Raw genomic sequence first — 25,420 nt, forward strand, 5'->3', positions numbered from 1 at the left:
GTTTGTTTTGTCAGAAAACATTATTGAAATTAAAAATGTATCAAAAAATTATGATGAGCATAAGGTATTAGATGACTTATGTATTAGTGTAAAGAAAAATGAGTTTTTGACTCTTTTAGGTCCTAGTGGTTGTGGAAAAACAACAACCTTAAAGATATTAGCAGGTTTTGAATCAGCTGATAAAGGCGACATTATTTTTGAAGAGAAAGTTATTAATAATATTCCTCCTTATAAGAGAGCTCTTAATACTGTGTTCCAAAAGTATGCATTATTCCCACACATGGATGTATATGATAATGTATCTTTTGGTTTAAAAATAAAAAAGCTTTCCAAAGATGAAATAGATGAAAAAGTTAAAAATATTCTTAAATTAGTTTCTCTTGATGGGTTTGAAAATCGTAGTATTGACTCCTTATCAGGTGGTCAACAACAAAGAGTTGCTATAGCTAGAGCTTTAGTAAACGAACCTAAAGTTTTGCTTCTAGATGAGCCTTTAGGTGCTTTAGATTTAATTCTTAGAAAAGAAATGCAACTTGAGCTTAAAAAGATTCAACAAAAGTTAGGTATAACCTTTATATTTGTAACTCACGATCAAGAAGAAGCCTTAACTATGTCTGATAAAATCATAGTTATGAATAACGGTAAAATTCAACAAATGGGAACGCCAGAAGATATCTATAACGAACCTGCAAACTCTTTTGTAGCTAGATTTATAGGAGAAAGTAACATATTACCTGGAATTATGAAAGAAGATTTTAACGTAAACTTCTGTAATAAAGATTTCGAATGTGTGGATAAGGGCTTCTTAGAAAATGAAGAAATTGAAGTGGTAATTCGTCCTGAAGATATTAAGATAACTTCCAAAGAAGAAGGAATGTTATTTGGAACTGTAACTTCAGTAATTTTTAAAGGTGTTCATTATGAGATAGAACTTATGGAAGCTGATAGAAGATGGATAATACATAATACTAAAAACGCTTCAGTTGGAGATGTTCTAGGAATGAATATATTCCCAGAGGATATTCACATAATGAGAAAGGTGAGTGAAAATGAATAAGAGAAAAGGACTTGCAGCTTACCCTTACCTAGTTTGGAGTATTCTATTTATAGTTATTCCACTACTTATAGTGTTATTTTTCAGCTTCACTGTAAAAGTTGATGATTCTTATGTTTTCAGCTTAGAGAACTATCAAAAACTATTTTCAACTCAATACCTAAAGGTTTTTGGAAGAAGTTTAAGCTTAGCTTTAATCTCAACTTTAGCTTGTTTAGTTTTAGGCTACCCTATTGCTTATATAATCTCTAAAAAAGCTGCTAGTAGTAGAAATATGCTTATAATGCTCATTATTCTTCCTATGTGGATGAACTTTTTACTTAGAACCTATTCTTGGCTTTCTATCTTAGGCAAAAATGGTATCATAAATACGCTTTTAATGAAGATAGGTTTAGGTCCTATAGATATACTTTATACAGATACTGCTGTTATTTTAGGAATGATATACAACTTTTTACCTTTTATGATTATTCCTATTTATACAGTACTAATAAAGATTGATTCTGATTTATTAAATGCTGCTGCAGATTTAGGTGCAGATAGATCAATCGTATTTAAAAAGGTTATTTTCCCACTATCAATCCCAGGGGTAATGTCTGGTATAACAATGGTATTTATGCCTGCTGTATCAACTTTTATAATTTCAAGCCTTCTAGGTGGTGGACAATACATGTTAGTTGGTAACCTTATAGAACAGCAATTTACGAATATAGGGGATTGGAATTTTGGATCTGCTATTTCAATTTTTATGATGATAATAATTCTTATATCTATGGCTATACTGTCTAGATATGAAGGTGACAACAGTAAGGAAGGCGGTGCTATTTTATAATGAAAAAATTAGAAAGTATAAGCTCAAAGGTATATATGTTTTTAATTTTCTTATTTCTATATGCACCTATACTTGCTTTATTAGTGTTTTCCTTTAATGATTCTAAATCCATGGCATCTTGGCAAGGATTTACCTTCAAGTGGTATATAGAGCTTCTTCACAACGATAAGATTCTAAGAGCCTTATATAACACCATACTTATAGCTTTATCATCAGCAACTATTGCAACTATTATAGGTACTATTGCAGCTATCGGTATATTTAATATGAAAGGTAAACTTAAGAACATTCTATTAAACATAAACTATTTACCTGTTCTTAATCCAGACATAGTTACAGGTATAGCTTTGATGAGTTTATTTGTTTTCTTTAGTCTTACTTTTGGATATAAAACAATGCTTTTAGCCCATATTACCTTTAATATACCCTATGTAATATTATCTGTTTTACCTAAACTTAAACAGATGCCTGTTAATATAACAGATGCAGCTTTAGATTTAGGTGCAACACCTAGTTATACTTTAAGAAAGATAATAATTCCTCAAATACAACCAGGTATTTTAGCAGGTTTCTTGATGGCTTTTACCATGAGTATAGATGACTTTGTAATTTCCTTCTTTACTACAGGTTCAGGAGTTTCAAATCTTTCTATAGAGATTTTCTCAATGGCTAGAAGAGGAATTAAACCAGAAATAAATGCACTTTCAACTTTGATGTTTATTACAGTACTTTCTCTTTTACTTCTTGTAAATAAGAAAGAGTTAACTTCCGAAAAGAAAACTAAGAAAGTAACTAACAAAAATAACAACAAAGCCTTAGCTTTTGCTCTTGCTATTGTTGTACTTGTTTCTACTTTAGTATTTGTTGGAAAGAGTAACTCTACTACCAAAACCCTAAATGTATTTAACGTAGGTGATTACATAGATAGAGATTTACTTGACAAGTTTGAACAAGAGACAGGCATCAAGGTAAACTATGAAGAATATGATACAAACGAAATAATGTATCAAAAACTAAAGGGTGGTAATTCCGACTATGACATAGTTGTACCATCTGATTACATGTTAGAGAAAATGATTAAAGAAGATATGGTTGAGAAACTTAACTTTGACAATCTTCCTAACTATGAATATATAGATGAAGATTATAAAGGACTTTCATATGACCCTAACAATGAATATTCTGTACCATATATGTGGGGAACTGTTGGTATAATCTACAACACAACTATGGTTGATGACCCTGTAGATTCTTGGAACATTCTTTGGAATCCTAAATATACTAAGGAGATAATGATGTTTGACTCTATAAGAGATACTCTAGCTATTTCTCTTAAGAGATTAGGATATTCTTTAAATTCTACTAATCCACAAGAAATAGCTAAAGCTAAAGATGAGTTAATAAAACAAAAACCTTTAGTTAAAGCATATGTGGTTGATGAAGTTAAGGATAGAATGATAGGTGGAGAAGCTGCTTTAGCTACAGTTTGGTCTGGAGACGCTATCTATATGATGGAAGAGAACCCTGACTTAGCTTATGTGGTTCCTGAGGAAGGTAGTAATAAGTGGTTTGATACTATGGTAATTCCTAAAGGTTCAAAACACAAAGAAGAAGCTGAAGCCTTTATAAACTTCTTACTTGACCCAGAAAATGCAAAACAAAACGTTGAGTATATTGGATACTCTACACCTAATGCTGCTGCTTATGAGCTTCTAGATGAAGAAACTCAAGAAGATGAAGCTGCATATCCTCCTGAAGATATCTTAGACAAATGTGAAGTGTTTATAGATTTAGGAGATAAGATAAAACTTTATGATGATGCATGGCTTGAAATAAAAAGTCATTAAAACAAAAACGGATTCCTTAAAAGAATCCGTTTTTTATATGTTATTAAACAACTTAAAACCAAAGTGCTATTTCCCTTTCAGCACTAGATTTAGAATCAGATGAGTGTACTGAGTTTTCAGTTTTATTAACTGCAAAAAGCTTTCTTATAGTTCCCTCTTCTGCCTTTTCTGGATCTGTTGCTCCATTTATCCTTCTTACTTCCTCTACTGCATTTTCACCTTCTAAAATCACAGCACATAAAGGACTTCTTGTTATATATTTTATAAGGTTGTCATAAAATACTTTTTCTTTATGTTCTTCATAGTGTTTTTCAGCTAAACTTTTATCAACTTTAAAAAGCTTCATAGCTACTATTTTTAGATTATTACTTTCATAACAATCCAATATCTTTCCTATTAAATTTCTTTCAACTGCATCAGGTTTAATTAGAACAAAACTTTTCTCAATCATAGTCATAAATTCCTCCATATTCCAGTCTACTTAATATTATACCAAATATTCTGTAAATTTCAAATATTAAAATATTTCTCTTTTATTTTTCCTTTTATGAAACTTTTTGATATAATTTTATTATTAAAGGTTGGAGGTAATTATGAAGAGATACCATATTATTGCTTCTGGTAGAGTTCAGGGAGTTGGTTTTAGATATTTTGTACTTCTTAAGGCCAACACCCTTAATTTAACTGGAACAGTTAGAAATCAATCCAATGGAAATGTTGAAATTTTTGCTCAAGGAGACGAAGAGCATATCCTTAAACTAATAAGCGAGCTTTATAAAGGAAATGGCTTTTCTTCTGTTGATGACATAAGTTCAAAGGAAGCTCCTTTAGAAAATAAAGAAAAATCTTTTAAACTAATCTACTAAAAAAATAGTTAAGTGTTCAACTCGAACCCTTAACTATTCCCAAATTGTTTATTAAATTTATTTTTTAATACAAGGCTATCTAATATCATAAGATCGTTTGCCCTTACGATAGAGTATATATCTATTGCATATACCTTTTCACCTTTTGCATTTTGTGCTGTTGAGTATCCACCTTTTTCTAAAGCCTTTGCCATAGCTTCGTAATCTTTAGCCTCAAAAACCCCCGCCTGTCTATATCTAGGATGAGTAGTTAAGAAGTTACCATAATCATCAAAAGACTCTGATACGGTGTCATATAACCTAAATTTATCTTTTATTTTTTCATTATGAAACTCTGTGGTTTCCATAGTTACGGTTTTTCCCTTCCAACTAGTATCAGCCTTTATGCCAAAGTAGTTCTTTGCCTGTTGGCTTAATACTGATTCTCCCCAGTGACTTTCATAAAAAGCTTGTGCAACTACTATAGAAGGTAATATACCATACTTTTCATAAACCTCTATTGCATAAGGTTTAACACTTTCAACAAACTTTCTTTGAGGCGAGTCTTTCTTTAAATTCTCTGAATATAGTCCCAGGTCATCTAATTGTTCATAATATGATGTTACTCTTGATGTTTGTTTATCATCAAATTTTAAGTCCGCCGCTACCTCTAGCATATCTTTTGAGCCGTAATATGTTTTACCACCTGACTGTTTTTCTATTATAAAACTTTCAGCTATGTTTTCTATTTCATTTTCATCAACGTTTACTATGTAATTATTTGCTTTTACAGCACTAATTGCTGCAAGCTCTTTCCAATTTAACTGAATCTTTTCTACACCCATTTTATCTGCTTCATCTACATACAATCTAATTATGTCCTTAGTTATTGCTATGTTTTTAAGTCTTGCTTGCTCTAACTTGTATCTGTTGTACTTTTTAAGAGCATATACTGACCCTAAAGCCCCAATTAGCATTATAACCATAAGTGTAGCTAAAATTTTAAGCCCTCTTCCTTTTTTCATTAAACCACCTCACTTTAACATAATATCATAAATCCCTTTAGTTTGAATATAAAAAACACCAGAAAATTTCTGGTGTTTTTATTAAAAATATGTTACAAATTCTTAACTTAACGTTATTATCCTTTTATTTACTGCACTTATTATTCCTTTTATGGAAGCTAATATGATATTACTATCTGTACCTACTCCATAATAACTTTCATTTTTGTCATCTGTTATTTCAATATATGCAACTGATTCTGCATTTGAGTCACTTCCTAAAGAGTGCTGAGTATATGATGTTACCTTACATCCTCCAAATAGTCCATTTAAGGCATGAACAAAGGCATCTATAGGTCCATTACCTGAACCTGTTATATTAACCTTCTCACCATTATTTTTCATCTCAGCCTTTATACATATGTCTTGACTTGAAAACTCCTTACTACTGATTTCAAAGCTCTCTAAGACTAGTGGGGATGATATATTTAAATAGTTATCTTTAAAGGCTTCTAATATAGTTTCAGCATTAACTTCTTTTGCACTTTTATCTGCAATGTTTTGAATAACTAAACTTAAATCCTTTTGCATGAATTTAGGTATAGTAAATCCATAATAGTTTTGCATGATAAAGGCTATTCCACCTTTTCCTGATTGAGCGTTAATTCTAATTAAAGCTTCATAATTTCTGCCAACATCTTTAGGATCTATAGGTAGATATGGCACCTCCCAGTATCCGCCCTCTTTGTAATCAACAAGTCCTTTATTGATAGCGTCTTGATGAGAACCTGAATATGCAGTGTACACAAGTTCCCCAGCATAAGGTTGCCTTTCTGGAATAATCATCTCGGTACAATCTTCATATATATCTACTATATTATCTATCTTACCAAAATCTATCTCTGGATCTATCCCTTGTGTATATAGATTTAATCCTAAAGTAACTAAATCTACATTCCCAGTTCTCTCTCCATTACCAAATAGAGTTCCTTCTATACGATCTATCCCAGCAAGCATAGCAAGTTCTGCAGTTGCAACTGCTGTTCCTCTATCGTTATGAGGATGAGAACTAAGTATTATACATTCTCTATTTTCTATATTATTTGAGAACCACTCTATTTGATCTGCATATATATTAGGTGTATACATCTCTACTGTTGTAGGAAGATTTAAAATTACCTTATCTTCTATAGTAGGTTTCCATTCCTTAACCACTGCATCACATATCTCTAATGCATAATCTAATTCTGTTCCACTAAAGCTTTCTGGAGAATATTCTAAGGTAAATTTAGTTTCTGGATATTCTCTTGTTAGTTCCTTTATAATTTTAGTACCATCTACTGCTAAATCTATAACTTCTTGTTTAGATTTATTAAACACAACTCTTCTTTGTGCAACTGATGTAGAGTTATATAAATGTACTACTGCCTTCTTTGCTCCTTTAAGAGCTTCAAAGGACTTTTCTATAAGTTCTCTTCTTGCCTGAGTTAATATTTGTATAGTAACATCTTCTGGTATTAAATTATTTTCTATAAGATGTCTAGTAAAATCAAATTCTATTTGCGAAGCTGCTGGAAAACCTATTTCAATTTCCTTGTACCCCATTTCAACAAGGAGATTAAAAAACTCCATCTTTTTCTCTAAGCTCATAGGATTTCTAAGCGCTTGATTACCATCTCTTAAATCTACACTACACCATATTGGTGCTTTAGTTATTAGATTACTCGGCCACTTTCTTTCTTTTAATTCTACATTTTGATACTGCTTATACTTTTTAAATCCTTCTCTTTTCATAGTTTAGCCCCCTTTTTTATTTGAAATTGGACGGTAGAGTTCTCAGCTTCTTTTTAACTTTATAAATATATACGAAATTATTACAAACTCCTAAAGCATAAAAAGCGCCCTAACACTCCATATTGGAGCGCAAGGGCGCGGTACCATCCAAACTTATAACTTAATTAAAATAACGGTTATTAACCGGTTGAATCTACTTAATTTCAATTCACAGCTCTTTGAGCGAGTTCAGAAAATTCATCTGCAGACTTACACCAACCGACTGCTCTCTAAAAAACTCTTCTTCTTACTACTCTCATTCATCGCCTTTGATATTTTAGTAAAATATTATACTAATTCCATATAAATGTCAACCCTATTTTTCCAAATTATTTTTAACGTAATTAGGAAGAGCAAATGAACCTCTATGAATATCCTCATTATAATATTTAGTATAGTTTAATTTTTCTTTAAATTCAAACCCTTTAAAGTCCTTTAAAGGATGATATTTTTTAGATGCAAATCCAAATAACCAATGTCCTGATGCATATGTAGGCATGTTGTATTGATAAACTTCACATATAGGGAAAATATTTTTAATCTTACTATATGATCGCTTCATTTCTCTAGCGTTATTAGGATAATATGGACTTTCACATTGGTTAACCATAATTCCATCCTTTGTTAAAGCCTTAAAGCAGTCTTTATAAAATGACTCTGTAAATAGTCCTTCTCCAGGCCCTATAGGATCTGTAGAGTCTACAATTATTATATCATAATAATCTTCCTTATCTTTAACATACTCTAATCCATCTTGATAAAAGACTTTAACTCTTTCATCAGAAAGTTTGCTTGAAGTAAAAGGTAGGTATTTTATAGATGCCTCTACAACAACTGGATCTATTTCAACCATGTGAATTTCTTCAATATTTTTAAAAGATGTAAGTTCTCTAACTGTACCTCCATCTCCTCCACCTATTACTAAAGCTCTTTTTATATTAGGATTAACTCCTAAGGCAACATGAGTTATCATTTCATGATAAATAAACTCATCCTTTTCAGTAACCATTGTCCATCCATCAATAACTAAAACTCTTCCAAATTCATAAGTATCTATAATATCTATTTTTTGAAAATCGCTTTGTCCTGTAAATATATGTTCCTTTACCTTCATTGAAAATTTAACATTTTCAGTTTGATTTTCTGTATACCACAATTCCATCTTTGTTCCTCCAACTATTTAACATCCATAGGTTTAAAAGTTATAACTTCATCTTGAACCTTAGAATAATTTCTTATTTTCTCAACCATTCCTCTAGCAATTTCCGTAGATTCACTTCTTTCTGCTTTTAGTACATCTTCTAAGTAATCAAATGCATCCCATGGATTTATTGTATCTCCACAGGTATATAAATCTACAGACGCATAACCATATTCTGGCCATGTATGAATTGTTAAATGAGATTCTTGTATTATTACTGCACCACTAACTCCCCAGGGATTAAACCTGTGAAAACAACTAGTCACTATCGTAGCCTTTGATCGTATAGCTGCCTCTCTCATATATTCTTCGATTATTTTATGATCCTTTAGTAAGTCCTTATCGCAATTATAATATTCAACTAAAATGTGTCTTCCCAATTGTTCTAGTTTCATTTTAATCCCTCCATTAATATTTAATATGTCCTATATGTTACATAAATATTTTTGTAGTAACACAGCGAATAACATAAAAACCTCCTTAAATACTATTTATATAAACTTTTATATAAATTTATATATATTTTGTTTACTAATATTAAATTTCAAGTTTAATTTATTAAACTTTTTTCATTTGTTTACTTTTACTAAACTTGATGTTTTATATATATTAACCAATAAATACTATATCATATTTTAAATGTTAATATATAATCCAAAATTAGGCGAAAAAATAAGATCAGCTTACTTTATACTAAACTAATCTTAATTTACTCACATTTTCTTTTATTATTTATAATTTCCTATATATATTGGTTAAAAATTATCCCAAAGTTCTTCTAAATCTTCATAATCCATAAATACATTTTCCAAAAGGTCAGCTACATCATCTTCATTCCAATAATTATATTTTTCAACATTTTGAAGGAAAATCACATTACCATCAGTTTCACCTTTTACTAATTTTATTTTGTTAACTCTATGAACATATTCTTCAATAGGCAAAATTAATTCGTTGTTAATACTAAGACAGCATAACCTTTCGTTAGTTTCATCCCTTACATCAAGAACTATCTCTTCTTCATGTAAAAGTTTTTGAAGAAAATCTCTTTGAACCTTATTTCCATAATCAAACCACATATCATAGATACTTTCTTCAACCTCCCCTATCTTAATTAAAATTAAAAGTATGGTAACTTTTTTATTCTCAATATAGGCAGTTTTTATTCTTATATCTACCTCTTGGCTAATATAGTCTAATAGATCTTTGTAGTCTTTTATAAATATAAAAGGCACATCTTTCCCATTAAAATTAACCACTAAAGGTACTGCGGCACCAGGTGGTGTCTGATCTAACACATCATTTACCGTTATATTATTCATATTATCACTTCCTATACTATTAAGTCTCTCGCTGAATATCTAAGATAGAGTATAAAAGTGACTATTTAAAATAGCCACTTCCCTATTTTTGTTTTGAGAATATTATAGCATAATTACTATATTTATACTATTTAACTTTTCTTAGTTCACTTAATTCCTCTTGTATAGCCTTAGCTAATTCCTCATAATCATTTAACAAATAATTATAGGCTAAGTCGTATATTTCCATCTCAACTTTGTATTCTTTTTCTCTATTTTTAATTTTTTCATCTTTTGTTCTATGTAAGTATTTTTCCACTAAACACTTGAAATATTCTTTATCTAAAAATTCCATTGATAATTTTAATTTTTCAAGATAATATAGGCTTTTCTTTTCCTTTATTAATAAAAAGTCAATAAACATAAAATATATGCTTTTATCATTAAGTGAGGCTTTAATTTTTTTAAAAAAGTACTCTTCATCTATTAGTTCTTCTATATCTTCTTCCGATATCCTTAATGATCTAAGTCTGTTTCTCAGATTATAGATCCTAGAATATTCCTTAGTTTGAATTAATAAAGATATATACTTAGTATATGCTTCTTCTTTAGTTATTTCTCCCTGCCCTTGTATAGCAATTAAACAAAATAAATCCTCTAAGTTTTCTGATGCTTTTTTAAATTCTAAACTACTTATATTGTACTTGTACTCCATCCAAAGCTCTTTTTCCCAAGTTAAACACCTAGAATCTAAGTTTTCCTTATAAACTTCTTTTTTGGATATTATATAAGCATTTTGTAGATTTCTATATGAATCTATATATTGTCTCTGCTTCTCCTTAATATACGCTAGATTAAGGTATGCATCTTCTATTTCACCAAACTTAAGAAGTACCTTTAAGCATAATTTTTCAGCTAATTCATAGTCTTCTAAGTTAACTGAACAATCTATCATAGAAACTAAACAAGTTAGTTCCTCATCCTTTTCTAAAGCTTCTTCTTTTGCTTTTGTAAACATATCTATAGCATCTTTAAATTTATTTTCTTTTTTAAGCCTAATTCCTTCATTAATTAATATCTGAAATTTACCTCTAGCCATATAGCATTCCTCCATCCCTAGAAGCAAGTGAAACTTGATATAGTCCCCCTTTTATTGTAATTTTTTTCTATGATAATATCAATAAAAAAGAAGGACTTGCCATAAAGATTATAAAAATCTCATTACAAGTCCCTATTTCTAAAATTCATAAAAGTTGCATTTTATATTTCTCTATTAGTTCTCAACTTTCAGTTCTCAACCATAAGTTGTTAAACTATTCTATTTTTCTTTTCTCCCTTATAAAAGGCTTCTATATTCTCAATTAAATACCCAAATAACTTTTCTCTAGCTTCTACACTTGCCCAAGCTATATGAGGAGTTGCAACAAGTCTATCCTTGTTTTTAATCTGTAATAAAGGACTATCTTTTCCTATTGGTTCTGAAACAAATACATCTAAAGCTGCACCTTTTATTAAACCCTCATCTAAAGCTTTTGCTAAATCCTCTTCTTTTACTATCGGTCCTCTACCCATATTTACTAAAACTGAACTCTTCTTCATCTTTTTTAAGTTTTCATAATTAATAAGTCCTAAAGTTTTATCATTAAGTGGAGCATGTATCGATATTATATCTGAAGTTGATAGAAGTTCATCAAGCTCCACCTTAGTGTAGTCAGCATTGTTGTTATTTCCTGATGCGGAGTAATATTGAACTTCTGCACCAAAGGCAGCAGCAATAGCCGCAACCTTTCTTCCTATTGCTCCAAGACCTATTATTCCCCAAGTTTTACCTGAGATATCATTAAACTCTCTATCTATATGAGTGAAAATAGGGCTTTTAGCATAATTTCCACTTTTCACATAGTCATCATAATAAGCAATTTCATTGTACAAATGTAGAAGAGTTGCAAAAGTATGCTGAGCTACTGAGTTTGTAGAATAACCTGCAACATTAGTTACTGCTATCCCCTTTTCCTTAGCATACTCAATATCTATATTATTAAAACCTGTTGCCATTTCGCAGATTAGCTCAAGATTTTTTGCGTTTGACAAATTATCTTTATTCAATTCAACTTTATTAGTTAAAATTACATTTGCATCCTGAATTCTTGAAGCAACTTCATTATCCTCTGTTAAATCATAATAAGTTACTTCTCCCAAAGAATTTAATAAGCTAAAATCTACATTCCCCATACTTATTCCATCTAATATCACAATTTTTCTCATGAATACTCTTCCTCCTAAAATTCCTTCTATATCTTATTATAATAAGTAGTTATTAAGTCTCTTCTCAACTACTTCAATCTTTTCACCTGTTCTTCTGCTATAATCCTCTATTTGATCCTTAGAAAGTTTAAGAAGATCAAAATATCTTGATTTTGGAGCCCCAAAGTATAATCCACATACAGATGATACTGGGTTCATCATATAGCTTTCAGTTAAAGTTACAGAAGTTACCTCAGTTCCATTTAATAACTTAAATAGTTTCTCCATTTGTTTAGGATCTTTTAAAGATGGATAACCAAAGGCTGGTCTTATTCCTCTATATTTGCTTTGGAATAGTTCCTTTTTAGTTATATTTTCTTCTTTTGAGTAACCCCAATATACTTTTCTTATTTCTTCATGTAATTTCTCAGCAGAAGCTTCAGCTAATCTATCACATAAAAGTTTAAGCATAATAGCTTTATAGTCTTCTCCGCTATTTTTAAGTTCTCTTTCGTACTCATTTACTTCAGTACCAGCTGTCACTAAAAATCCGCCTATATAGTCCACTCTATTCCTATCTAAAGGTGCTATAAAGTCAGCTAAGGATAAATAAGAACCTTCTGATTTCTCTCTTTGTTGACGCAAGAAATTGAAAGTTTCTAAAACTCCACCCTTCTCATCGTGAATAACAATATCTTCTCCTGTAGAATTACATGGAAAAATACCAAATACACCCTTTGGGCACACTTTGTTATTTTTCTCTAATTCATCTAACATTTCATTTGCTTCCTTAAATAGCTTTTTAGCTTCTTGCGCATACTTCTCATCTTCTAAAATTTCTGGATAAGTTTTTTTCATTTCCCAAGCTATAAAGAAGAAAGTCCAATCTATATATTCTCTAAGTTCTCTAACTGAATACTTAATTTCTTTTATTCCTATAAACTCAGGTTTATCTATTACTTCAGTATTCCAATCAAGTTTTAAAGCTTTCCCTTTAGCCTCTTCTATAGAAACATTTTTTATAGAAATAGCTTTATAATTTTCTCTTGCTTTTTCATACTCTTCTTTTACCTTTTCTAAATATCCTTTTTTATCTTTCATTAGCTCCTTAAGAATCTCTACAGTCTTTGAAGCATCTCCTCCATAAATTACTCCATTAGAGTAATTAGGTGCTATCTTTAGAGCTGTATGAGTTTTAGAGGTCGTTGCCCCACCTATTAGTAATGGAACATCAAACCCTTGCTTTTCCATTTCTGAAGCTACATGAGCCATCTCATCTAAAGATGGTGTAATAAGTCCACTTAAACCTATAGCATCTACATTTTCCTCTTTTGCTCTTTTTAATATTTCCTCACAAGGAACCATAACGCCTAAATCTATAACTTCAAAGTTATTGCAGGCTAATACAACTCCAACTATATTTTTACCTATATCGTGAACATCACCTTTTACTGTTGCCAAAAGTATTTTGCCAGCTTTAGAGCCACCTTTTGAATTTTCAGTTTTAATATAAGGCATCAATATCTCTACTGCCTTTTTCATAACCCTTGCAGACTTAACTACTTGAGGAAGAAACATCTTACCTTCTCCAAATAAATCTCCAACAATTTTCATTCCATCCATTAGAGGACCTTCAATTATATTTAATGCTTTATCATATTCTTTTCTTGCTTCTTCTAAATCTTCTTCAAGATAATCACTAATTCCTTTAACTATAGCATGACTAAGCCTTTTTTCGACTACTTCGCTTCTCCAAAGCTCTACTTTTTCTTCCTGCTTTCCACCCTGTTCTCTATATTTTTCAGCAAGTTCAAGAAGTTCTTCTCTAGCACCTAATTTCTTATTCAATACTACATTTTCAACTAACTCTAATAGCTCTTTTGGAATATCATCATAAATTCTTATCATACCGGGATTAACTATACCCATATCCATTCCAGCTTTTATTGCATGATATAAAAACACAGAATGCATAGCTTCTCTTATCACATTATTTCCTCTAAAAGAAAAGCTAAGATTAGAAACTCCTCCTGATATTTTTGCATAAGGTAGATTTTCTTTTATCCACTTCGTTGCCCTTATAAAATCTACTCCATAATTATCATGCTCATCCATCCCAGTAGCTATTGCTAGTATATTAGGGTCAAATATTATATCTTCTGGTGGAAAGTTAATCTTATTTACTAATAAATCATAGGCTCTTTTGCATATCTCTAATCTTCTTTCATAATTATCAGCCTGACCTTTTTCATCAAAGGCCATTACAACTGTTGCAGCTCCAAAACTCTTAATGACTTTTGCTTTCTTTAAGAATTCTTCTTCACCTTCTTTTAGAGATATAGAGTTAACTATAGGTTTTCCTCCTATTGCTTGAAGTCCTGCTAAAATCACTTCCCATCTTGAAGAATCTATCATAATAGGCTTTCTTGCAACTTCAGGTTCAGATGCTAAAAGCTTTAAGAAGTAATCCATCTCTTCTTTTCCTTCTAAAAGTCCATCATCAAAGTTTACATCTAAAACCTGCGCTCCATTTTCAACCTGTTCCCTAGCTATTGCTAAAGCTTCTTCATACTTTTTCTCTCTTATAAGTCTTGCAAACTTAGCTGAACCTGCAACATTTAATCTTTCACCTATATTTATAAAGTTATTTTCCTCTTTAACTTCTAGTAGCTCTAATCCTGCATAAGAACTTACTCTTTCTACTTCTGGTATAACTCTTGGGGAATACTCTTGTGTAAGTTCATATATAGCTTTAATGTGTGCAGGAGTTGTTCCACAGCAACCACCTACAATATTTAAATGATTTTCATTTAATAATTCTTTTAAATTCTTAACAGTTATTTCTGGTATCTCATCATATTCTCCTAATAAGTTAGGTAACCCTGCATTAGGATATACTGATATATATAAGTCCTGTTTTTTAGATAGTTCTTTTACAAATGGAACTAATTCCTTAACTCCAAAAGAGCAGTTTAAACCTATAGATATTACATAGTCACTTTTCATAGATACAGCAAAAGCTTCTAAGGTCTGACCTGATAGAATTCTTCCACCTTTATCATTTATTGTTCCAGAAATCATTATAGGAAGAATCTTACCTTTTTCTTCATAGACCTCTTCAGCTGCAATAATAGCTGCTCTAGCATTTAAGGAATCGAATATAGTCTCAATTAAAAGTACATCTACTCCACCATCTATTAAGCCTCTTATCTGAACTTTATAAGAATCTAAAACTTCTTTGAAACTTACGCTTCTATATGCTGGGTTTTCAACCTCTGGAGACATGGATAAAGTTTTATTTGTAGGCCCTATAGAACCTGCAACAAACCTTGGATTTTCTGGAGTCGAAAACTCATTAGCTACTTCTTTAGCTATTTTTGCTCCTTGAAAATTTAAATCATAAACTAAATCTGTTAATCCATAATCTTCTTGTGATATCACGTTACTGTTAAAAGTATTAGTTTCTATTATATGGGCTCCTGCCTCTAAATACGCTTTTTGTATTTCTTTAATAACCTCTGGCTTTGTTAAACTTAATAAATCATTATTACCTTTTTGATCTTTATTAAAATCCTTTAATAATTCTCCCCTAAAATCATCTTCTTTAAGTTTATATACTTGAATACAAGTTCCCATTGCCCCATCAAGAACCAGTATTTTCTTTTCAAGTTCCTTTATTAATAATGTATCTTTAAATAAATGCCCCCTCATTAGTTGCCTCCTTAAATTTCTAGTTTATTTGTATTTCTTTATACATTTTATGTATTATTATACTATATGAACTACTCCAATTCTATATTTAGACAAAATAATTGACTTTATGCCCTATGCAAAAAATTTAAATTAAATCCTATACAAAAAAATGTAACCATATTATTATGATTACATCTTTTTTCATCTTAATTTATAAGCTTTCTTATATTCAAAACCCTATCTCTGTTTTTTAAATCTAAAATTTCACAGTTTGTTTTGAAAAACCTCACACAACCTGATTTCTGTGTCCCTCTAACGCATCTATATTTCTCTCCATCTATCAATGAAATAAGAGAGTTATATTTATCAAAACCTAGAAACTTAACTTCCCTTCCCATATTTTTTAGCATTTTTAGACTTTCTCCTATAAGAGTATCAATATCTTCACAATATCTTTTTAAACGTACCTCAAAGACTTTTTCGTCAGAATTATTAATATTATCCATACTTTTATTTTCTCCAAATATATCTAAAATTAATCCCAAGATATATAGTTTTCTATATAGGTTAAAGCAGCTTCTCTGCAATTAGGGCAGTGTATATTATCAATTTCTTTTAAATTATTAATCTTCGCCATTTTATTATTACACTTGTTACAGTACATTTGCTCTTCAAACTTTACTCCATCTTGAAAATCAATTTTCAAAGCACTCTTATCTACAATTTCAGAGCATTCTTCACAATAGTATATTTGTCTAGTTACATGAAAATCTTCTACACAGTAATTTTCTAGTAACCTTTCTACAACATTAATATTTCTTTCATCTATAGTTTCCATTGTCTTCTCAAAAGTAGGTTTATACATTCCATACCCTAAAAGTAATTCCTTTGAAAACTCACATTTATTACATTTTATAATTATACCACTTCCCATGCTTTACTCCTCACCCCCTAATTATGAATATCTTCTAATATATCTATATTACATAACAGGAGATTTATTCTAAGTTATAAAAAAGTTATCTATATTTAATTAAATAGGCCTATAAGTTGTTATCAACTCATAGGCCTTTATTTCACCGTATTTTGTTAGCCTAGAGCAACATCAAGAAGCATCATAACAGCAAATCCTAAAATTGTTCCCATAGTTGCAATATCAGATCCTGAATCTGCTTGCGACTCTGGTATTAGTTCTTCAACTACAACAAATATCATAGCTCCTGCTGCAAAGGCTAAGGCATAAGGTAATATTCCTTTCATAGTCAGTACGAGCACTGCTCCTATAACTCCCGATATAGGTTCTACTACTCCTGAAAGCTGTCCAAACATAAAACTTTTCCATCTAGATAACCCTTCTCTTCTTAATGGAACGGATACGGCGGCGCCTTCTGGAAAGTTTTGAAGTCCTATACCTAATGCTAAAGCTATTGCCGATGCTAAAGTAGCTCCAGAACCACCATCAGCTAAAGCTCCAAATGCAACTCCAACTGCTAACCCTTCTGGTATATTATGAAGGGTTATAGCCAAAACCAAAAGTATACTTCTTTTAAGGGAGGTTTTAACCCCTTCTTCCTCTCCTTCACCTTTATCAAGGTGTAAGTGAGGTAAAAATTTATCTACAACTCTTAGAAAAAATCCACCTAATAAAAATCCTATAACAGCAGGTATCCAAGGAACAATTCCCATTTCCTCTGCCATCTCTATAGAAGGTTTTAATAATGACCAAAAGCTCGCTGCTATCATAATTCCCGCAGCAAAACCTAACATGGCATTTAAAACTTTTTTATTTATGTCTTTAAAGAAAAAAACTACTGCTGCTCCAAGAGCAGTTATACCCCAAGTGAATAAAGTCGCTATAAGAGCAAGTAAGATAGGATTATAGTTTTCCATCTATATCAATCTCCTTTCCTTATCCAATATATGAATAAAAAAAGTAGATTGATATCAGAATTTATCGATTTTCTATACTTTTGCAAACTTTTTTTCTAAAAAATTCTCCCAAATTATATTACATATCATTGCAACTACAATTCCTAAACACATTCCTGCTATGACATCACTCAAATAATGTACATATAAATAAATTCTAGAAAAACCTATGATACATGCTAATGTAATAAATAAAAAAGAATACTTCTTAATGTGTAAACTTAAGATAGTAGCTGCAGCAAAAGCACTTGAAGTATGTCCTGATGGAAAAGAAAAAGAGCTTGGTGGCTTAACTATAAGCTCAATTCCCTCTATGCTTATAAAGGGCCTCTCCCTTTCGATTATGTTTTTTAATGCTACATCTCCTATTAAATAGTTTATTAAAAGTACGGCTAATGTAAGTATTCCAGCTTTTCTATATTTTCTACTTATTATTAGGGCTAATGAAATTACAATCCAAATAGCACCCCCTTGACCTAAATTGGTTATGATAGGCAATATCCTATCTAAGAATGTGTTTGATAAATACTTCTGGATAAAATCAAAAGTATTTAAATCTAAAGTCTTAATAAAATCCATTACTCTCCCCCTCAATAAAAACCTAAACTTTTCTAATACTACCTTTACCAATTAACACATGTATAGCTATGACAAAAATAAAAGCGGTATAACCGCTTTTAAGTAAATAATCTTCTTTCAACAACTATCAAATCATCTTCATTAATATTTTTAAACCAACTATCTAATTTATTTTTAGCCTTTTCCTTTACCTCATCATCAATATGCCTTGCTATTTTTATTAATGCAAACATCAAAGCTCCAAAATCATCTGTAAATCCTGCAAGTGGTATAAAATCAGGTATACTGTCTATTGGTGCTATAAAATACCCTAAAGCTCCTATAACTATAAGCTTTTCTTTCATAGATATCTCAGGTTTTTTCATAGCATAAAATAAAATCAGAATAGCATATACAACCTTAGTTCCTGCTTTTGTAGCATACTTCTTTAATTTTGAAAACAACTTATTTTCAGAATAATAGTTTTTGTAGCTTTTTCTCATGAAAGCACCTTCCAATTTAATTTATTTACATATTAGTTAGTTTAACCACTTTATAACTTCTTAATATACTTGTCTATATAGCTTTTAATGAATTAATAAGCTGATTATCTATATTATTTTCAATAACTTCTAATACTTCCACTTTTCCATCTGATTTATATATTGCACTTACTAGAATTATTTCTTTTTTTTCTATAAATTCCTTTATTATAGGACTTTCATATATACTATCTAATGTATTTTTAATATTTACTTTTATGGTGTTTAGATAGATATCCTCTTTAAAATGTGTTTTCACATATTTAACTGATGGTTCTATCTTCTTTAACACATATTTTATATTTCCATTAAACTCTGCTTTTTCCTCAAATTGATCTATTGCACCCTTAACTGCCCCACAGTTTTCGTGCCCCAAAACCATAACTATAGATGCTCCACCAACTTCAACTCCATATTCTATTGATCCTAAAGAATCTTCATTCATAACATTTCCTGCTATCCTAATTTCAAACAAGTCACCAAGTCCTTGATTAAATACTATAGTTGGTGTAATTCTAGAATCAGAGCAGGATACAACTACTCCAAAAGGGTATTGATTTTCTCTTAAGCTTTCTATTTTATTATTTGATATATCTACCTCTTCATAGTTGTCCTTGTTATAAAAATTTTCATTTCCCTTAAGCAATCTTTTAAGATACTCTTTAGCCTCTAACATTCTTGTCAATTTATAGCCCCCTACTTACAACTTATGATTATAATAAATCTTTTCCCCACTCTTTAAATCCTACTAAAACCTTGTCTTCTGTTACTAATATAGGTCTTTTTACAAGCATTCCATTAGTAGCAAGTAGTTCTAATAAAGATTCCTCTGAATCACTTTTTACTCTGTCTTTTAAATTCATTTCTTTATATAACTTCCCACTTGTATTAAAAAATTTATTTATTGTTAGCCCACTTTTGTCTAACCATTTTTTTAACTCTTCTTTAGTAGGATTATCTTCAACAATGTGTCTATCTATAAAGTCTATGTTGTTTTCTTTTAGAAATTTTTTAGCCTTTATGCAGGTAGTGCATTTAGGATAATTAACGAATAATGCTTCCATAATCTCCTCCTAACAAATTTTTATATATTATATCACAAATATCAATTATGTAACTACAAAAATAAAAAAGATGCTACATTAAGTTTGCAGCATCTTATATATTTCCTATTACTTAAACTCATTAAGGAATTTTTCTACGTTTTTAACATTCCATTCCCTGTCCACTACTGGTGGGTTATCCTTAACAATTGGATGTAAATCCTCAAACACAGGTTTTCCTTCTTCTTTATAGATAATTCCTGTAGGAATTTTATCTCCAAATTCTAAAGCTTTTTCCATAGCTTTTGCTCTATCTGTTGGATCATATTCCTCTGGTAATCTATACACCCTATCTTTATACCACTTGAAAGTGTTAACCTTATTAAAGCTTACACAAGGTTCAACTATATCTACTAATGCATAACCTTTATGATTTACTGCTTCTTTTAATACCTTAACCATGGTTTCCTTATCTCCTGAGAAAGCTCTACCAACAAATGTTGCCCCAGCTGATATTGCTATTGCTAAAGGATTTAAAGGATTTTGCATAACTCCTTCAAACTGCATTGAAGTTACCTGTCCTAAAAATGTAGTTGGTGAACCTTGCCCTTTAGTTAAACCATAGATTTGGTTATCTCCTACTATTTGAGTTATATCTAGGTTTCTTCTTATAGCATGAAGGAAGTGATTACCACCCTCGCCATAAGCATCTCCATCTCCACCTACTACAATTACTTTAAGATCTTTATTTACTATTTTAATACCTTGAGCTGGTGGAAGTGCTCTACCATGAAGTCCATTAAATCCATTTATTTTTAAATAGTGTGGCATTTTAGCAGCTTGGCCTATACCTGAAACTATAACAGCCTCATGAGGTTTAATCTCAAGTTCAGCTAAGGTTTGTTTAATACCATCTAATATTGAGAAGTGACCACAACCTGGACACCATGCAATTTCATCTTTTGAATCATATATTTTTAAATCAAGCATTACTTGTTCACCTCACTCTTTACTCTTTCATAAAGCTCAACTCCGTTTATTTGGCGTCCATCATATTTTAATATGCTTCCGTCCATTAAAATTCCAGTTTCGCTAGCTATAAACTTACCTAGTTGACCATTGTAGTTTTGTTCAACATTTATAAACTTAACTTTACCTTTTAACTTGTCTAAAGTCTTTTTAGGTAATGGGAATATATCTCCAAAACTTAATGCTGCAACCTTAAGTCCTTCTTTATTTAATAAATCTGTAGCTTCCTTTAGCGCTCCATAAGTAGAACCCCATCCAACTAATACTGTATCAGGTTCTTCAACTCCAAAATAAACTGGTTCTTCTATATCAGCTTCCATAAGAACTTGCTTTTTCATTCTTTTTTCCATCATAGAATTTCTAACTTCTCCTGACTCAGTTATATGACCTTCATCAGTATGTTCATCTGAATCAACTAACACAGTTTGACCTGGAACTTTACCTGGAACTAACATTGGAGATATTCCATCCTCTGTAAGTTCATATCTCTTATATTCTTCACCTTCTTTAAAAGGTCCATCTACCCACTTACCTTTTTCAATAGTTAAATCATCTAACTTATATGGTGCTACTGTAACCTTACTATCTGCTAAGTATTGATCAGTTAACAAGATAACAAGTGTTTGGTACTTAGTTGCTAGATTTAATGCTCTAAAAGATTGATAAAATGCATCTTCAGCATTTCTTACTGATAATACAGCTCTTGGGAATTCACCATGAGATGCTGTTAATAAGAAACTTAAATCACTTTGCTCTGTTCTTGTAGGTAATCCTGTAGCTGGTCCTGGTCTTTGAGAATCCACAACAACTACTGGTGTTTCCATAATACCTGCAAGCCCAAAAGCTTCAACCATTAAAGATACTCCTCCACCTGAAGAACCAGTCATGGCTTTAGCTCCTGCATAAGATGCACCTATTGCCATATTTAAAGCTGCAACTTCATCCTCAACCTGTTCTACTACTATTCCTGCTTCAACTTGTTTTTTAGAAAGATAAGTCATTACAGAAGTAGCTGGAGTCATAGGATAACCACAGTAAAAGTTAACCCCTGCTGCCAGTGCCCCTAAAGCAATAGCTGTATTTCCATCAAGTAAAAGATGATCTTCTAAGTTTCCACCCTTTAATTGAAATTTTGTATCTATTAAATCATATCCTCTATTTAAAGCTTGTATATTTGTTTCTCTTATTTGAGGTGCAAATTTCTTTGGAAATATTTCTTCTACACCCTCTAATGAAATTCCGAAAAACTTAATAACAGCTCCTAATCCCACCATTCCTAATGCTTTAGAAAGCTTTAATTCCAATGCAGTCTTTTTTAGTGGAAGTTTTTTAAATCTGCTATCTTCTGAAACTAATGCATCATCTCCTATAGCAACTCCATGTTCACTTAATCTTTCCATATGAAGATCTATTGTGTTTTGATCTAATGCAAAAATAACATCAACATTAGACGTATGAGTATATATAGGTTCATCTGAAAATCTCACTTGAAGGAAGTTATGACCTCCCCTTACTCTTGACATATAATCTTTGTTTGTAAAAACATAAAAACCTTTTTTCTTTAGTATTTTCTCTAAAAAATTACTAATAGTATCCATACCTTGGCCAGCAGCGCCGCCAATTAAAACATTATAATTCACTTCTAGTTACCTCCTTGATAATTAGGTGTCAATCTATCTTAAAAACTTAATAAAATTCAGTTCTTAATTCTATTATAAATGATAATTCTTTTTAATCAATAATTATTATCAATAGATATTCTTAATTATTATGCCCTAGGGAGGTATAGTTACCTCTAGCTTAAATTTGCTTATTATTTCGCAACCATTCTATAGCATTGTATATTTTATTGCTTCTCCTATATATTTATGATTTAGCAATCACACAAAGTTCGTGTATTACATCGATTATTAGTTAAATAAATATCTCTTCACCGAACATATTATGGTAAAATGTTATTAAATTACTTAAAATATGAAGGGAGATATATTATGAGTACATTCGTAGAAATCAAACCAGAAGAATTAACTGAAAATCCATTTAAACTTATAGGCAGTGATTGGACTTTAATTACTGCTGAAAAAGAAGGAAAAGTAAATACTATGACTGCCTCATGGGGTGGACTTGGTATTATGTGGGGTAAACCTGCAGCTTATATTTTTATAAGACCTCATCGTTACACTAAAGAATTTGTAGATGCTTCAGATACTTTTTCATTAACATTTTTTGATAACAGCTTTAAAAAACAGTTAGGTTATTTAGGCAGCACCTCTGGAAGAGATGAAGATAAAATATCAAAATCTAACCTAACAATAACACATGAAGGTTCTACTCCTTACTTTGAAGAAGCAAAACTTACTGTTATATGTAAGAAACTTTATGCTCAAGAATTATCACCTGAAAGTTTTTCTGTAGATGGTTTTGATGACAAATTTTATCAAGATAAAGACTACCATACAATGTATATCGCAGAGGTTCAAAAAGTTCTTATAAAACAATAATTTAAAAGAGGTAATAAAAAGCTTCATACTTTTTATTACCTCTTAGTTTTACTGTGGAAATAATTTTAGATAGTTACCTCTATAATCCAACAGTTTATAGTATCCATCTATAACATCTATCTTTTTGCCTATTAAACAAATCCACCATTAACACGTATAGTCTGACCTGTTATCCAATTGGAATTATCACTTATTAAGAACTCAATTACTTTTGCAATATCCTCTGTTTCACCAAGACGTCCAAATGCATTCATCTTTTTCATTCCTTCTATTTGTTCTACTGTTTTTCCAGTAGTAAAAAGTTCTGTATTTACTGGCCCTGGTGCAACTGCATTAATTGTTATTTTCTTTGCTCCAAATTCTTTTGCCAATTGACGTGTTATTTGTTCAACCGCTCCTTTAGTTGCCGCGTAAAGACTATATCCAGGGAACATTTGACCTAAGACAGAAGTTGAAAAATTAATAATTCTTCCGTTATAAGCCATATGCTTCATAGCCTCTTTACATGCAAAATATGTTCCTTTTACATTTATAGAAAAATGATCATCGAAGTCCTTTTCACTTATTTCTAATAAAGGTTTTGTTCTCATTATACCTGCATTATTAATTAGGATATCTATTCTCCCAAAAGACTCTAGAGTCTTTTTAAACAAATCTTCTAATTCACTGACTTTACTTATATCTGCTTTTATTGCAATACCTTCTCCGCCATTTTTATTAATCTCTTCTATTACTTCTAATGCCTTTTCTTCGCTACTAGAATAATTAACTACTACCTTTATTCCTAAACTAGCTATTTGTTTAGCTATAGTCTTTCCTATTCCTCTTGACGCTCCTGTTACTATAGCAACTCTCTCTTCTATATTTTTCATAACTACCTCTCCTTTAAACAGTATTCTTGAAATAATTATACAATTCAAGTAGATTAAAGTGGTATACAGTTCCTATAGTATTATTGCCTAATCCTACAAAATAAATTATAATTATTATATTAATCACAAAAGGATGAGTGTTATGTTTAAAGAAATTAATAAAACTCAAATAAGTACTGAATCAAAAAAATCATTAGCCGAATTTATAGACTTGCATACTCACTCAGAAGGTATTCAAGATACTGAAATTCCAGCATTAAAACTTATTCGTTCAACAAACCCATTTAAATCTCTTCACTCAATATATGACCCATCAATATGTATTATTGCTCAAGGAGCAAAAATTGTAACTTTAGCTCAAGAAAGTTACAGATATGATCCTGCAACCTATTTGGTAGCCTCTGTTCATCTGCCTATATGTGGTGAAATAGTTGATGCTTCCAAAGATTCTCCATATCTATCACTTAAACTTAGTTTTTCTCCTGACGATATTCTAAACATAGTAAAGGATTGTCCTGATATGTGGAAACATAATGATGAAATAGGAAGAGGTCTTGTAGTAAATACACTTAAATCATCTATTTTAGAACCTGTATTAAGACTTATAAAACTTTTAGATACGCCTAATGATATTCCTATTTTATATCCACTAATTACGCGTGAAATTCTTTACAGAGTTTTACAAGATGAAAGTGGTTATTTAATTAAACAATTTGCTATGCTAGGAAGCCATGCACAAGCAATATCTAAAGTTATTAAGATAATAAATCGTGATTACTATAAATCTTTAACTATTGAAGCGTTAGCCAAAGAGGTCTCAATGAGCGTTTCTTCATTACACACTCATTTCAAAAAGGTAACTGCAATGAGCCCACTTCAATATCAAAAATTAATAAGACTTCAAGAGGCTCGTCGTTTACTTCTTTCTGAAACTACTGAGGCCGCTGATGCGGGATTTAAAGTTGGTTATGAAAGTCCTTCACAATTTAGTCGTGAATATGCTAGATTATTTGGACTCCCTCCTATAAGTGATGTTAAAAAATTAAAAGATTCTTTAATATCTGTTTTTTAGTTAAAAATGATAAAAAGGAG

The 25,420-nt window shown here is 30.7% G+C and carries 25 protein-coding genes and 1 other annotated feature; of the genes, 6 read left to right on the plus strand and 19 right to left on the minus strand.

The features are described from left to right. Positions 1–7 precede the first annotated feature (7 nt). Genes potA through L1S49_RS02285 form a run of 3 tightly spaced genes read left to right on the plus strand, consistent with a single transcriptional unit; the run spans position 8 to position 3,733 of the window. Positions 8–1,057, plus strand: a complete 1,050-nt coding sequence (gene potA, locus L1S49_RS02275) for a spermidine/putrescine ABC transporter ATP-binding protein (RefSeq protein WP_238902381.1) — start codon at positions 8–10, stop codon at positions 1,055–1,057. Next, positions 1,050–1,886 carry an ABC transporter permease gene (locus L1S49_RS02280; protein WP_238902382.1) on the plus strand — a complete coding sequence of 279 codons (837 nt, stop codon included), beginning with the start codon at positions 1,050–1,052 and terminating at the stop codon, positions 1,884–1,886. Before potA ends, L1S49_RS02280 begins: the two co-directional genes overlap by 8 nt. Beyond that, positions 1,886–3,733: an extracellular solute-binding protein gene (locus L1S49_RS02285; RefSeq protein WP_238902383.1), complete on the plus strand. Its 1,848-nt coding sequence runs from the start codon at positions 1,886–1,888 to the stop codon at positions 3,731–3,733. The genes L1S49_RS02280 and L1S49_RS02285 overlap by 1 nt, the downstream gene beginning before the upstream one ends. Positions 3,734–3,785: 52 nt before the next feature. Here L1S49_RS02285 and ndk read toward each other — a convergent pair whose 3' ends face one another. Beyond that, entirely contained in the window at positions 3,786–4,184 is a 399-nt protein-coding gene (ndk, locus tag L1S49_RS02290) for a nucleoside-diphosphate kinase (protein ID WP_073020069.1), read from the minus strand. Between the two features lie 142 nt (positions 4,185–4,326). Between ndk and L1S49_RS02295 the strand changes: the two genes are divergently transcribed. Continuing rightward, a complete protein-coding gene (locus L1S49_RS02295; RefSeq protein ID WP_238902384.1) occupies positions 4,327–4,599 on the plus strand; it encodes an acylphosphatase in 273 nt (90 codons plus the stop codon). Between the two features lie 29 nt (positions 4,600–4,628). On the opposite strand, the gene L1S49_RS02300 is transcribed toward L1S49_RS02295, so the two are convergent. The 17 genes from L1S49_RS02300 to L1S49_RS02380 form a co-directional block, all read right to left on the minus strand. Beyond that, entirely contained in the window at positions 4,629–5,603 is a 975-nt protein-coding gene (locus L1S49_RS02300; RefSeq protein ID WP_238902385.1) for a glucosaminidase domain-containing protein, read from the minus strand. Positions 5,604–5,705: 102 nt separating this feature from the next. Next, positions 5,706–7,376: a 2-isopropylmalate synthase gene (gene leuA / locus L1S49_RS02305; RefSeq protein ID WP_238902386.1), complete on the minus strand. Its 1,671-nt coding sequence runs from the start codon at positions 7,374–7,376 to the stop codon at positions 5,706–5,708. Positions 7,377–7,496: 120 nt separating this feature from the next. Further along, positions 7,497–7,688 (minus strand) — a binding site (T-box leader). Between the two features lie 43 nt (positions 7,689–7,731). Beyond that, positions 7,732–8,577, minus strand: a complete 846-nt coding sequence (gene speE / locus L1S49_RS02310; protein ID WP_238902387.1) for a polyamine aminopropyltransferase — start codon at positions 8,575–8,577, stop codon at positions 7,732–7,734. Positions 8,578–8,591: 14 nt separating this feature from the next. Next, the gene (speD, locus tag L1S49_RS02315) at positions 8,592–9,011 is read right to left on the minus strand and encodes an adenosylmethionine decarboxylase (RefSeq protein WP_021801253.1); all 420 of its coding nucleotides are present in this window, start codon (positions 9,009–9,011) and stop codon (positions 8,592–8,594) included. A 360-nt stretch (positions 9,012–9,371) separates the two neighbouring features. Next, the gene (locus tag L1S49_RS02320) at positions 9,372–9,938 is read right to left on the minus strand and encodes a hypothetical protein (RefSeq protein WP_238902388.1); all 567 of its coding nucleotides are present in this window, start codon (positions 9,936–9,938) and stop codon (positions 9,372–9,374) included. A 127-nt stretch (positions 9,939–10,065) separates the two neighbouring features. Continuing rightward, positions 10,066–11,016, minus strand: a complete 951-nt coding sequence (locus L1S49_RS02325) for a hypothetical protein (protein WP_238902389.1) — start codon at positions 11,014–11,016, stop codon at positions 10,066–10,068. 209 nt (positions 11,017–11,225) lie between these two features. Further along, a complete protein-coding gene (locus L1S49_RS02330; protein ID WP_238902390.1) occupies positions 11,226–12,182 on the minus strand; it encodes a D-2-hydroxyacid dehydrogenase in 957 nt (318 codons plus the stop codon). Between the two features lie 36 nt (positions 12,183–12,218). Then, positions 12,219–15,872: a methionine synthase gene (gene metH / locus L1S49_RS02335; RefSeq protein WP_238902391.1), complete on the minus strand. Its 3,654-nt coding sequence runs from the start codon at positions 15,870–15,872 to the stop codon at positions 12,219–12,221. Positions 15,873–16,060: 188 nt separating this feature from the next. Further along, entirely contained in the window at positions 16,061–16,360 is a 300-nt protein-coding gene (locus tag L1S49_RS02340) for a hypothetical protein (RefSeq protein ID WP_073020037.1), read from the minus strand. Between the two features lie 29 nt (positions 16,361–16,389). Next, positions 16,390–16,788: a hypothetical protein gene (locus L1S49_RS02345; RefSeq protein ID WP_021801247.1), complete on the minus strand. Its 399-nt coding sequence runs from the start codon at positions 16,786–16,788 to the stop codon at positions 16,390–16,392. A 155-nt stretch (positions 16,789–16,943) separates the two neighbouring features. Beyond that, a complete protein-coding gene (locus tag L1S49_RS02350; RefSeq protein WP_073020038.1) occupies positions 16,944–17,744 on the minus strand; it encodes a ZIP family metal transporter in 801 nt (266 codons plus the stop codon). 72 nt (positions 17,745–17,816) lie between these two features. Beyond that, the gene (locus tag L1S49_RS02355; RefSeq protein ID WP_238902392.1) at positions 17,817–18,362 is read right to left on the minus strand and encodes a phosphatase PAP2 family protein; all 546 of its coding nucleotides are present in this window, start codon (positions 18,360–18,362) and stop codon (positions 17,817–17,819) included. A gap of 98 nt (positions 18,363–18,460) precedes the next feature. Further along, positions 18,461–18,844 (minus strand): YkvA family protein, encoded by a 384-nt coding sequence (locus tag L1S49_RS02360; protein WP_238902393.1) that lies wholly within the window; start codon positions 18,842–18,844, stop codon positions 18,461–18,463. 73 nt (positions 18,845–18,917) lie between these two features. Continuing rightward, positions 18,918–19,559, minus strand: coding sequence for a carbonic anhydrase (locus L1S49_RS02365; RefSeq protein WP_238902617.1), 642 nt, complete (start codon positions 19,557–19,559; stop codon positions 18,918–18,920). Between the two features lie 37 nt (positions 19,560–19,596). Beyond that, positions 19,597–19,947: an arsenate reductase family protein gene (locus L1S49_RS02370; RefSeq protein ID WP_073020041.1), complete on the minus strand. Its 351-nt coding sequence runs from the start codon at positions 19,945–19,947 to the stop codon at positions 19,597–19,599. Between the two features lie 108 nt (positions 19,948–20,055). Further along, entirely contained in the window at positions 20,056–20,916 is an 861-nt protein-coding gene (locus L1S49_RS02375) for a 2-oxoacid:ferredoxin oxidoreductase subunit beta (protein ID WP_238902394.1), read from the minus strand. After that, positions 20,916–22,595: a 2-oxoacid:acceptor oxidoreductase subunit alpha gene (locus tag L1S49_RS02380; RefSeq protein ID WP_238902395.1), complete on the minus strand. Its 1,680-nt coding sequence runs from the start codon at positions 22,593–22,595 to the stop codon at positions 20,916–20,918. The genes L1S49_RS02375 and L1S49_RS02380 overlap by 1 nt, the downstream gene beginning before the upstream one ends. 351 nt (positions 22,596–22,946) lie before the next feature. Between L1S49_RS02380 and L1S49_RS02385 the strand changes: the two genes are divergently transcribed. Next, entirely contained in the window at positions 22,947–23,456 is a 510-nt protein-coding gene (locus tag L1S49_RS02385) for a flavin reductase (protein ID WP_238902396.1), read from the plus strand. A gap of 131 nt (positions 23,457–23,587) precedes the next feature. Here L1S49_RS02385 and L1S49_RS02390 read toward each other — a convergent pair whose 3' ends face one another. Next, positions 23,588–24,328, minus strand: coding sequence for an SDR family oxidoreductase (locus L1S49_RS02390; protein WP_238902397.1), 741 nt, complete (start codon positions 24,326–24,328; stop codon positions 23,588–23,590). Positions 24,329–24,470: 142 nt separating this feature from the next. On the opposite strand from L1S49_RS02390, the gene L1S49_RS02395 reads away from it, so the two are divergent. Further along, positions 24,471–25,400, plus strand: coding sequence for an AraC family transcriptional regulator (locus L1S49_RS02395; protein ID WP_238902398.1), 930 nt, complete (start codon positions 24,471–24,473; stop codon positions 25,398–25,400). Positions 25,401–25,420 lie beyond the last annotated feature (20 nt).

Source organism: Clostridium sp. YIM B02506 (assembly GCF_022324845.1).
Classification (GTDB): domain Bacteria; phylum Bacillota; class Clostridia; order Clostridiales; family Clostridiaceae; genus Clostridium_T; species Clostridium_T intestinale.

What these genes read in the sequence shown, in the direction of transcription:
- L1S49_RS02345 (WP_021801247.1), bottom strand. Translation starts at nt 16,788, where the DNA reads ATGGGAAGTGGTATAATTATAAAATGTAATAAATGTGAGTTTTCAAAG.
- speD (WP_021801253.1), bottom strand. Translation starts at nt 9,011, where the DNA reads ATGAAACTAGAACAATTGGGAAGACACATTTTAGTTGAATATTATAAT.
- L1S49_RS02385 (WP_238902396.1), top strand. Translation starts at nt 22,947, where the DNA reads ATGAGTACATTCGTAGAAATCAAACCAGAAGAATTAACTGAAAATCCA.
- speE (WP_238902387.1), bottom strand. Translation starts at nt 8,577, where the DNA reads ATGGAATTGTGGTATACAGAAAATCAAACTGAAAATGTTAAATTTTCA.
- L1S49_RS02300 (WP_238902385.1), bottom strand. Translation starts at nt 5,603, where the DNA reads ATGAAAAAAGGAAGAGGGCTTAAAATTTTAGCTACACTTATGGTTATA.
- L1S49_RS02340 (WP_073020037.1), bottom strand. Translation starts at nt 16,360, where the DNA reads ATGGATAATATTAATAATTCTGACGAAAAAGTCTTTGAGGTACGTTTA.
- L1S49_RS02360 (WP_238902393.1), bottom strand. Translation starts at nt 18,844, where the DNA reads ATGAGAAAAAGCTACAAAAACTATTATTCTGAAAATAAGTTGTTTTCA.
- L1S49_RS02350 (WP_073020038.1), bottom strand. Translation starts at nt 17,744, where the DNA reads ATGGAAAACTATAATCCTATCTTACTTGCTCTTATAGCGACTTTATTC.
- L1S49_RS02355 (WP_238902392.1), bottom strand. Translation starts at nt 18,362, where the DNA reads ATGGATTTTATTAAGACTTTAGATTTAAATACTTTTGATTTTATCCAG.
- L1S49_RS02375 (WP_238902394.1), bottom strand. Translation starts at nt 20,916, where the DNA reads ATGCTTGATTTAAAAATATATGATTCAAAAGATGAAATTGCATGGTGT.
- L1S49_RS02320 (WP_238902388.1), bottom strand. Translation starts at nt 9,938, where the DNA reads ATGAATAATATAACGGTAAATGATGTGTTAGATCAGACACCACCTGGT.
- metH (WP_238902391.1), bottom strand. Translation starts at nt 15,872, where the DNA reads ATGAGGGGGCATTTATTTAAAGATACATTATTAATAAAGGAACTTGAA.
- L1S49_RS02390 (WP_238902397.1), bottom strand. Translation starts at nt 24,328, where the DNA reads ATGAAAAATATAGAAGAGAGAGTTGCTATAGTAACAGGAGCGTCAAGA.
- leuA (WP_238902386.1), bottom strand. Translation starts at nt 7,376, where the DNA reads ATGAAAAGAGAAGGATTTAAAAAGTATAAGCAGTATCAAAATGTAGAA.
- L1S49_RS02325 (WP_238902389.1), bottom strand. Translation starts at nt 11,016, where the DNA reads ATGGCTAGAGGTAAATTTCAGATATTAATTAATGAAGGAATTAGGCTT.
- L1S49_RS02370 (WP_073020041.1), bottom strand. Translation starts at nt 19,947, where the DNA reads ATGGAAGCATTATTCGTTAATTATCCTAAATGCACTACCTGCATAAAG.
- L1S49_RS02285 (WP_238902383.1), top strand. Translation starts at nt 1,886, where the DNA reads ATGAAAAAATTAGAAAGTATAAGCTCAAAGGTATATATGTTTTTAATT.
- L1S49_RS02330 (WP_238902390.1), bottom strand. Translation starts at nt 12,182, where the DNA reads ATGAGAAAAATTGTGATATTAGATGGAATAAGTATGGGGAATGTAGAT.
- L1S49_RS02365 (WP_238902617.1), bottom strand. Translation starts at nt 19,559, where the DNA reads ATGTTAGAGGCTAAAGAGTATCTTAAAAGATTGCTTAAGGGAAATGAA.
- L1S49_RS02280 (WP_238902382.1), top strand. Translation starts at nt 1,050, where the DNA reads ATGAATAAGAGAAAAGGACTTGCAGCTTACCCTTACCTAGTTTGGAGT.
- ndk (WP_073020069.1), bottom strand. Translation starts at nt 4,184, where the DNA reads ATGATTGAGAAAAGTTTTGTTCTAATTAAACCTGATGCAGTTGAAAGA.
- L1S49_RS02395 (WP_238902398.1), top strand. Translation starts at nt 24,471, where the DNA reads ATGTTTAAAGAAATTAATAAAACTCAAATAAGTACTGAATCAAAAAAA.
- L1S49_RS02295 (WP_238902384.1), top strand. Translation starts at nt 4,327, where the DNA reads ATGAAGAGATACCATATTATTGCTTCTGGTAGAGTTCAGGGAGTTGGT.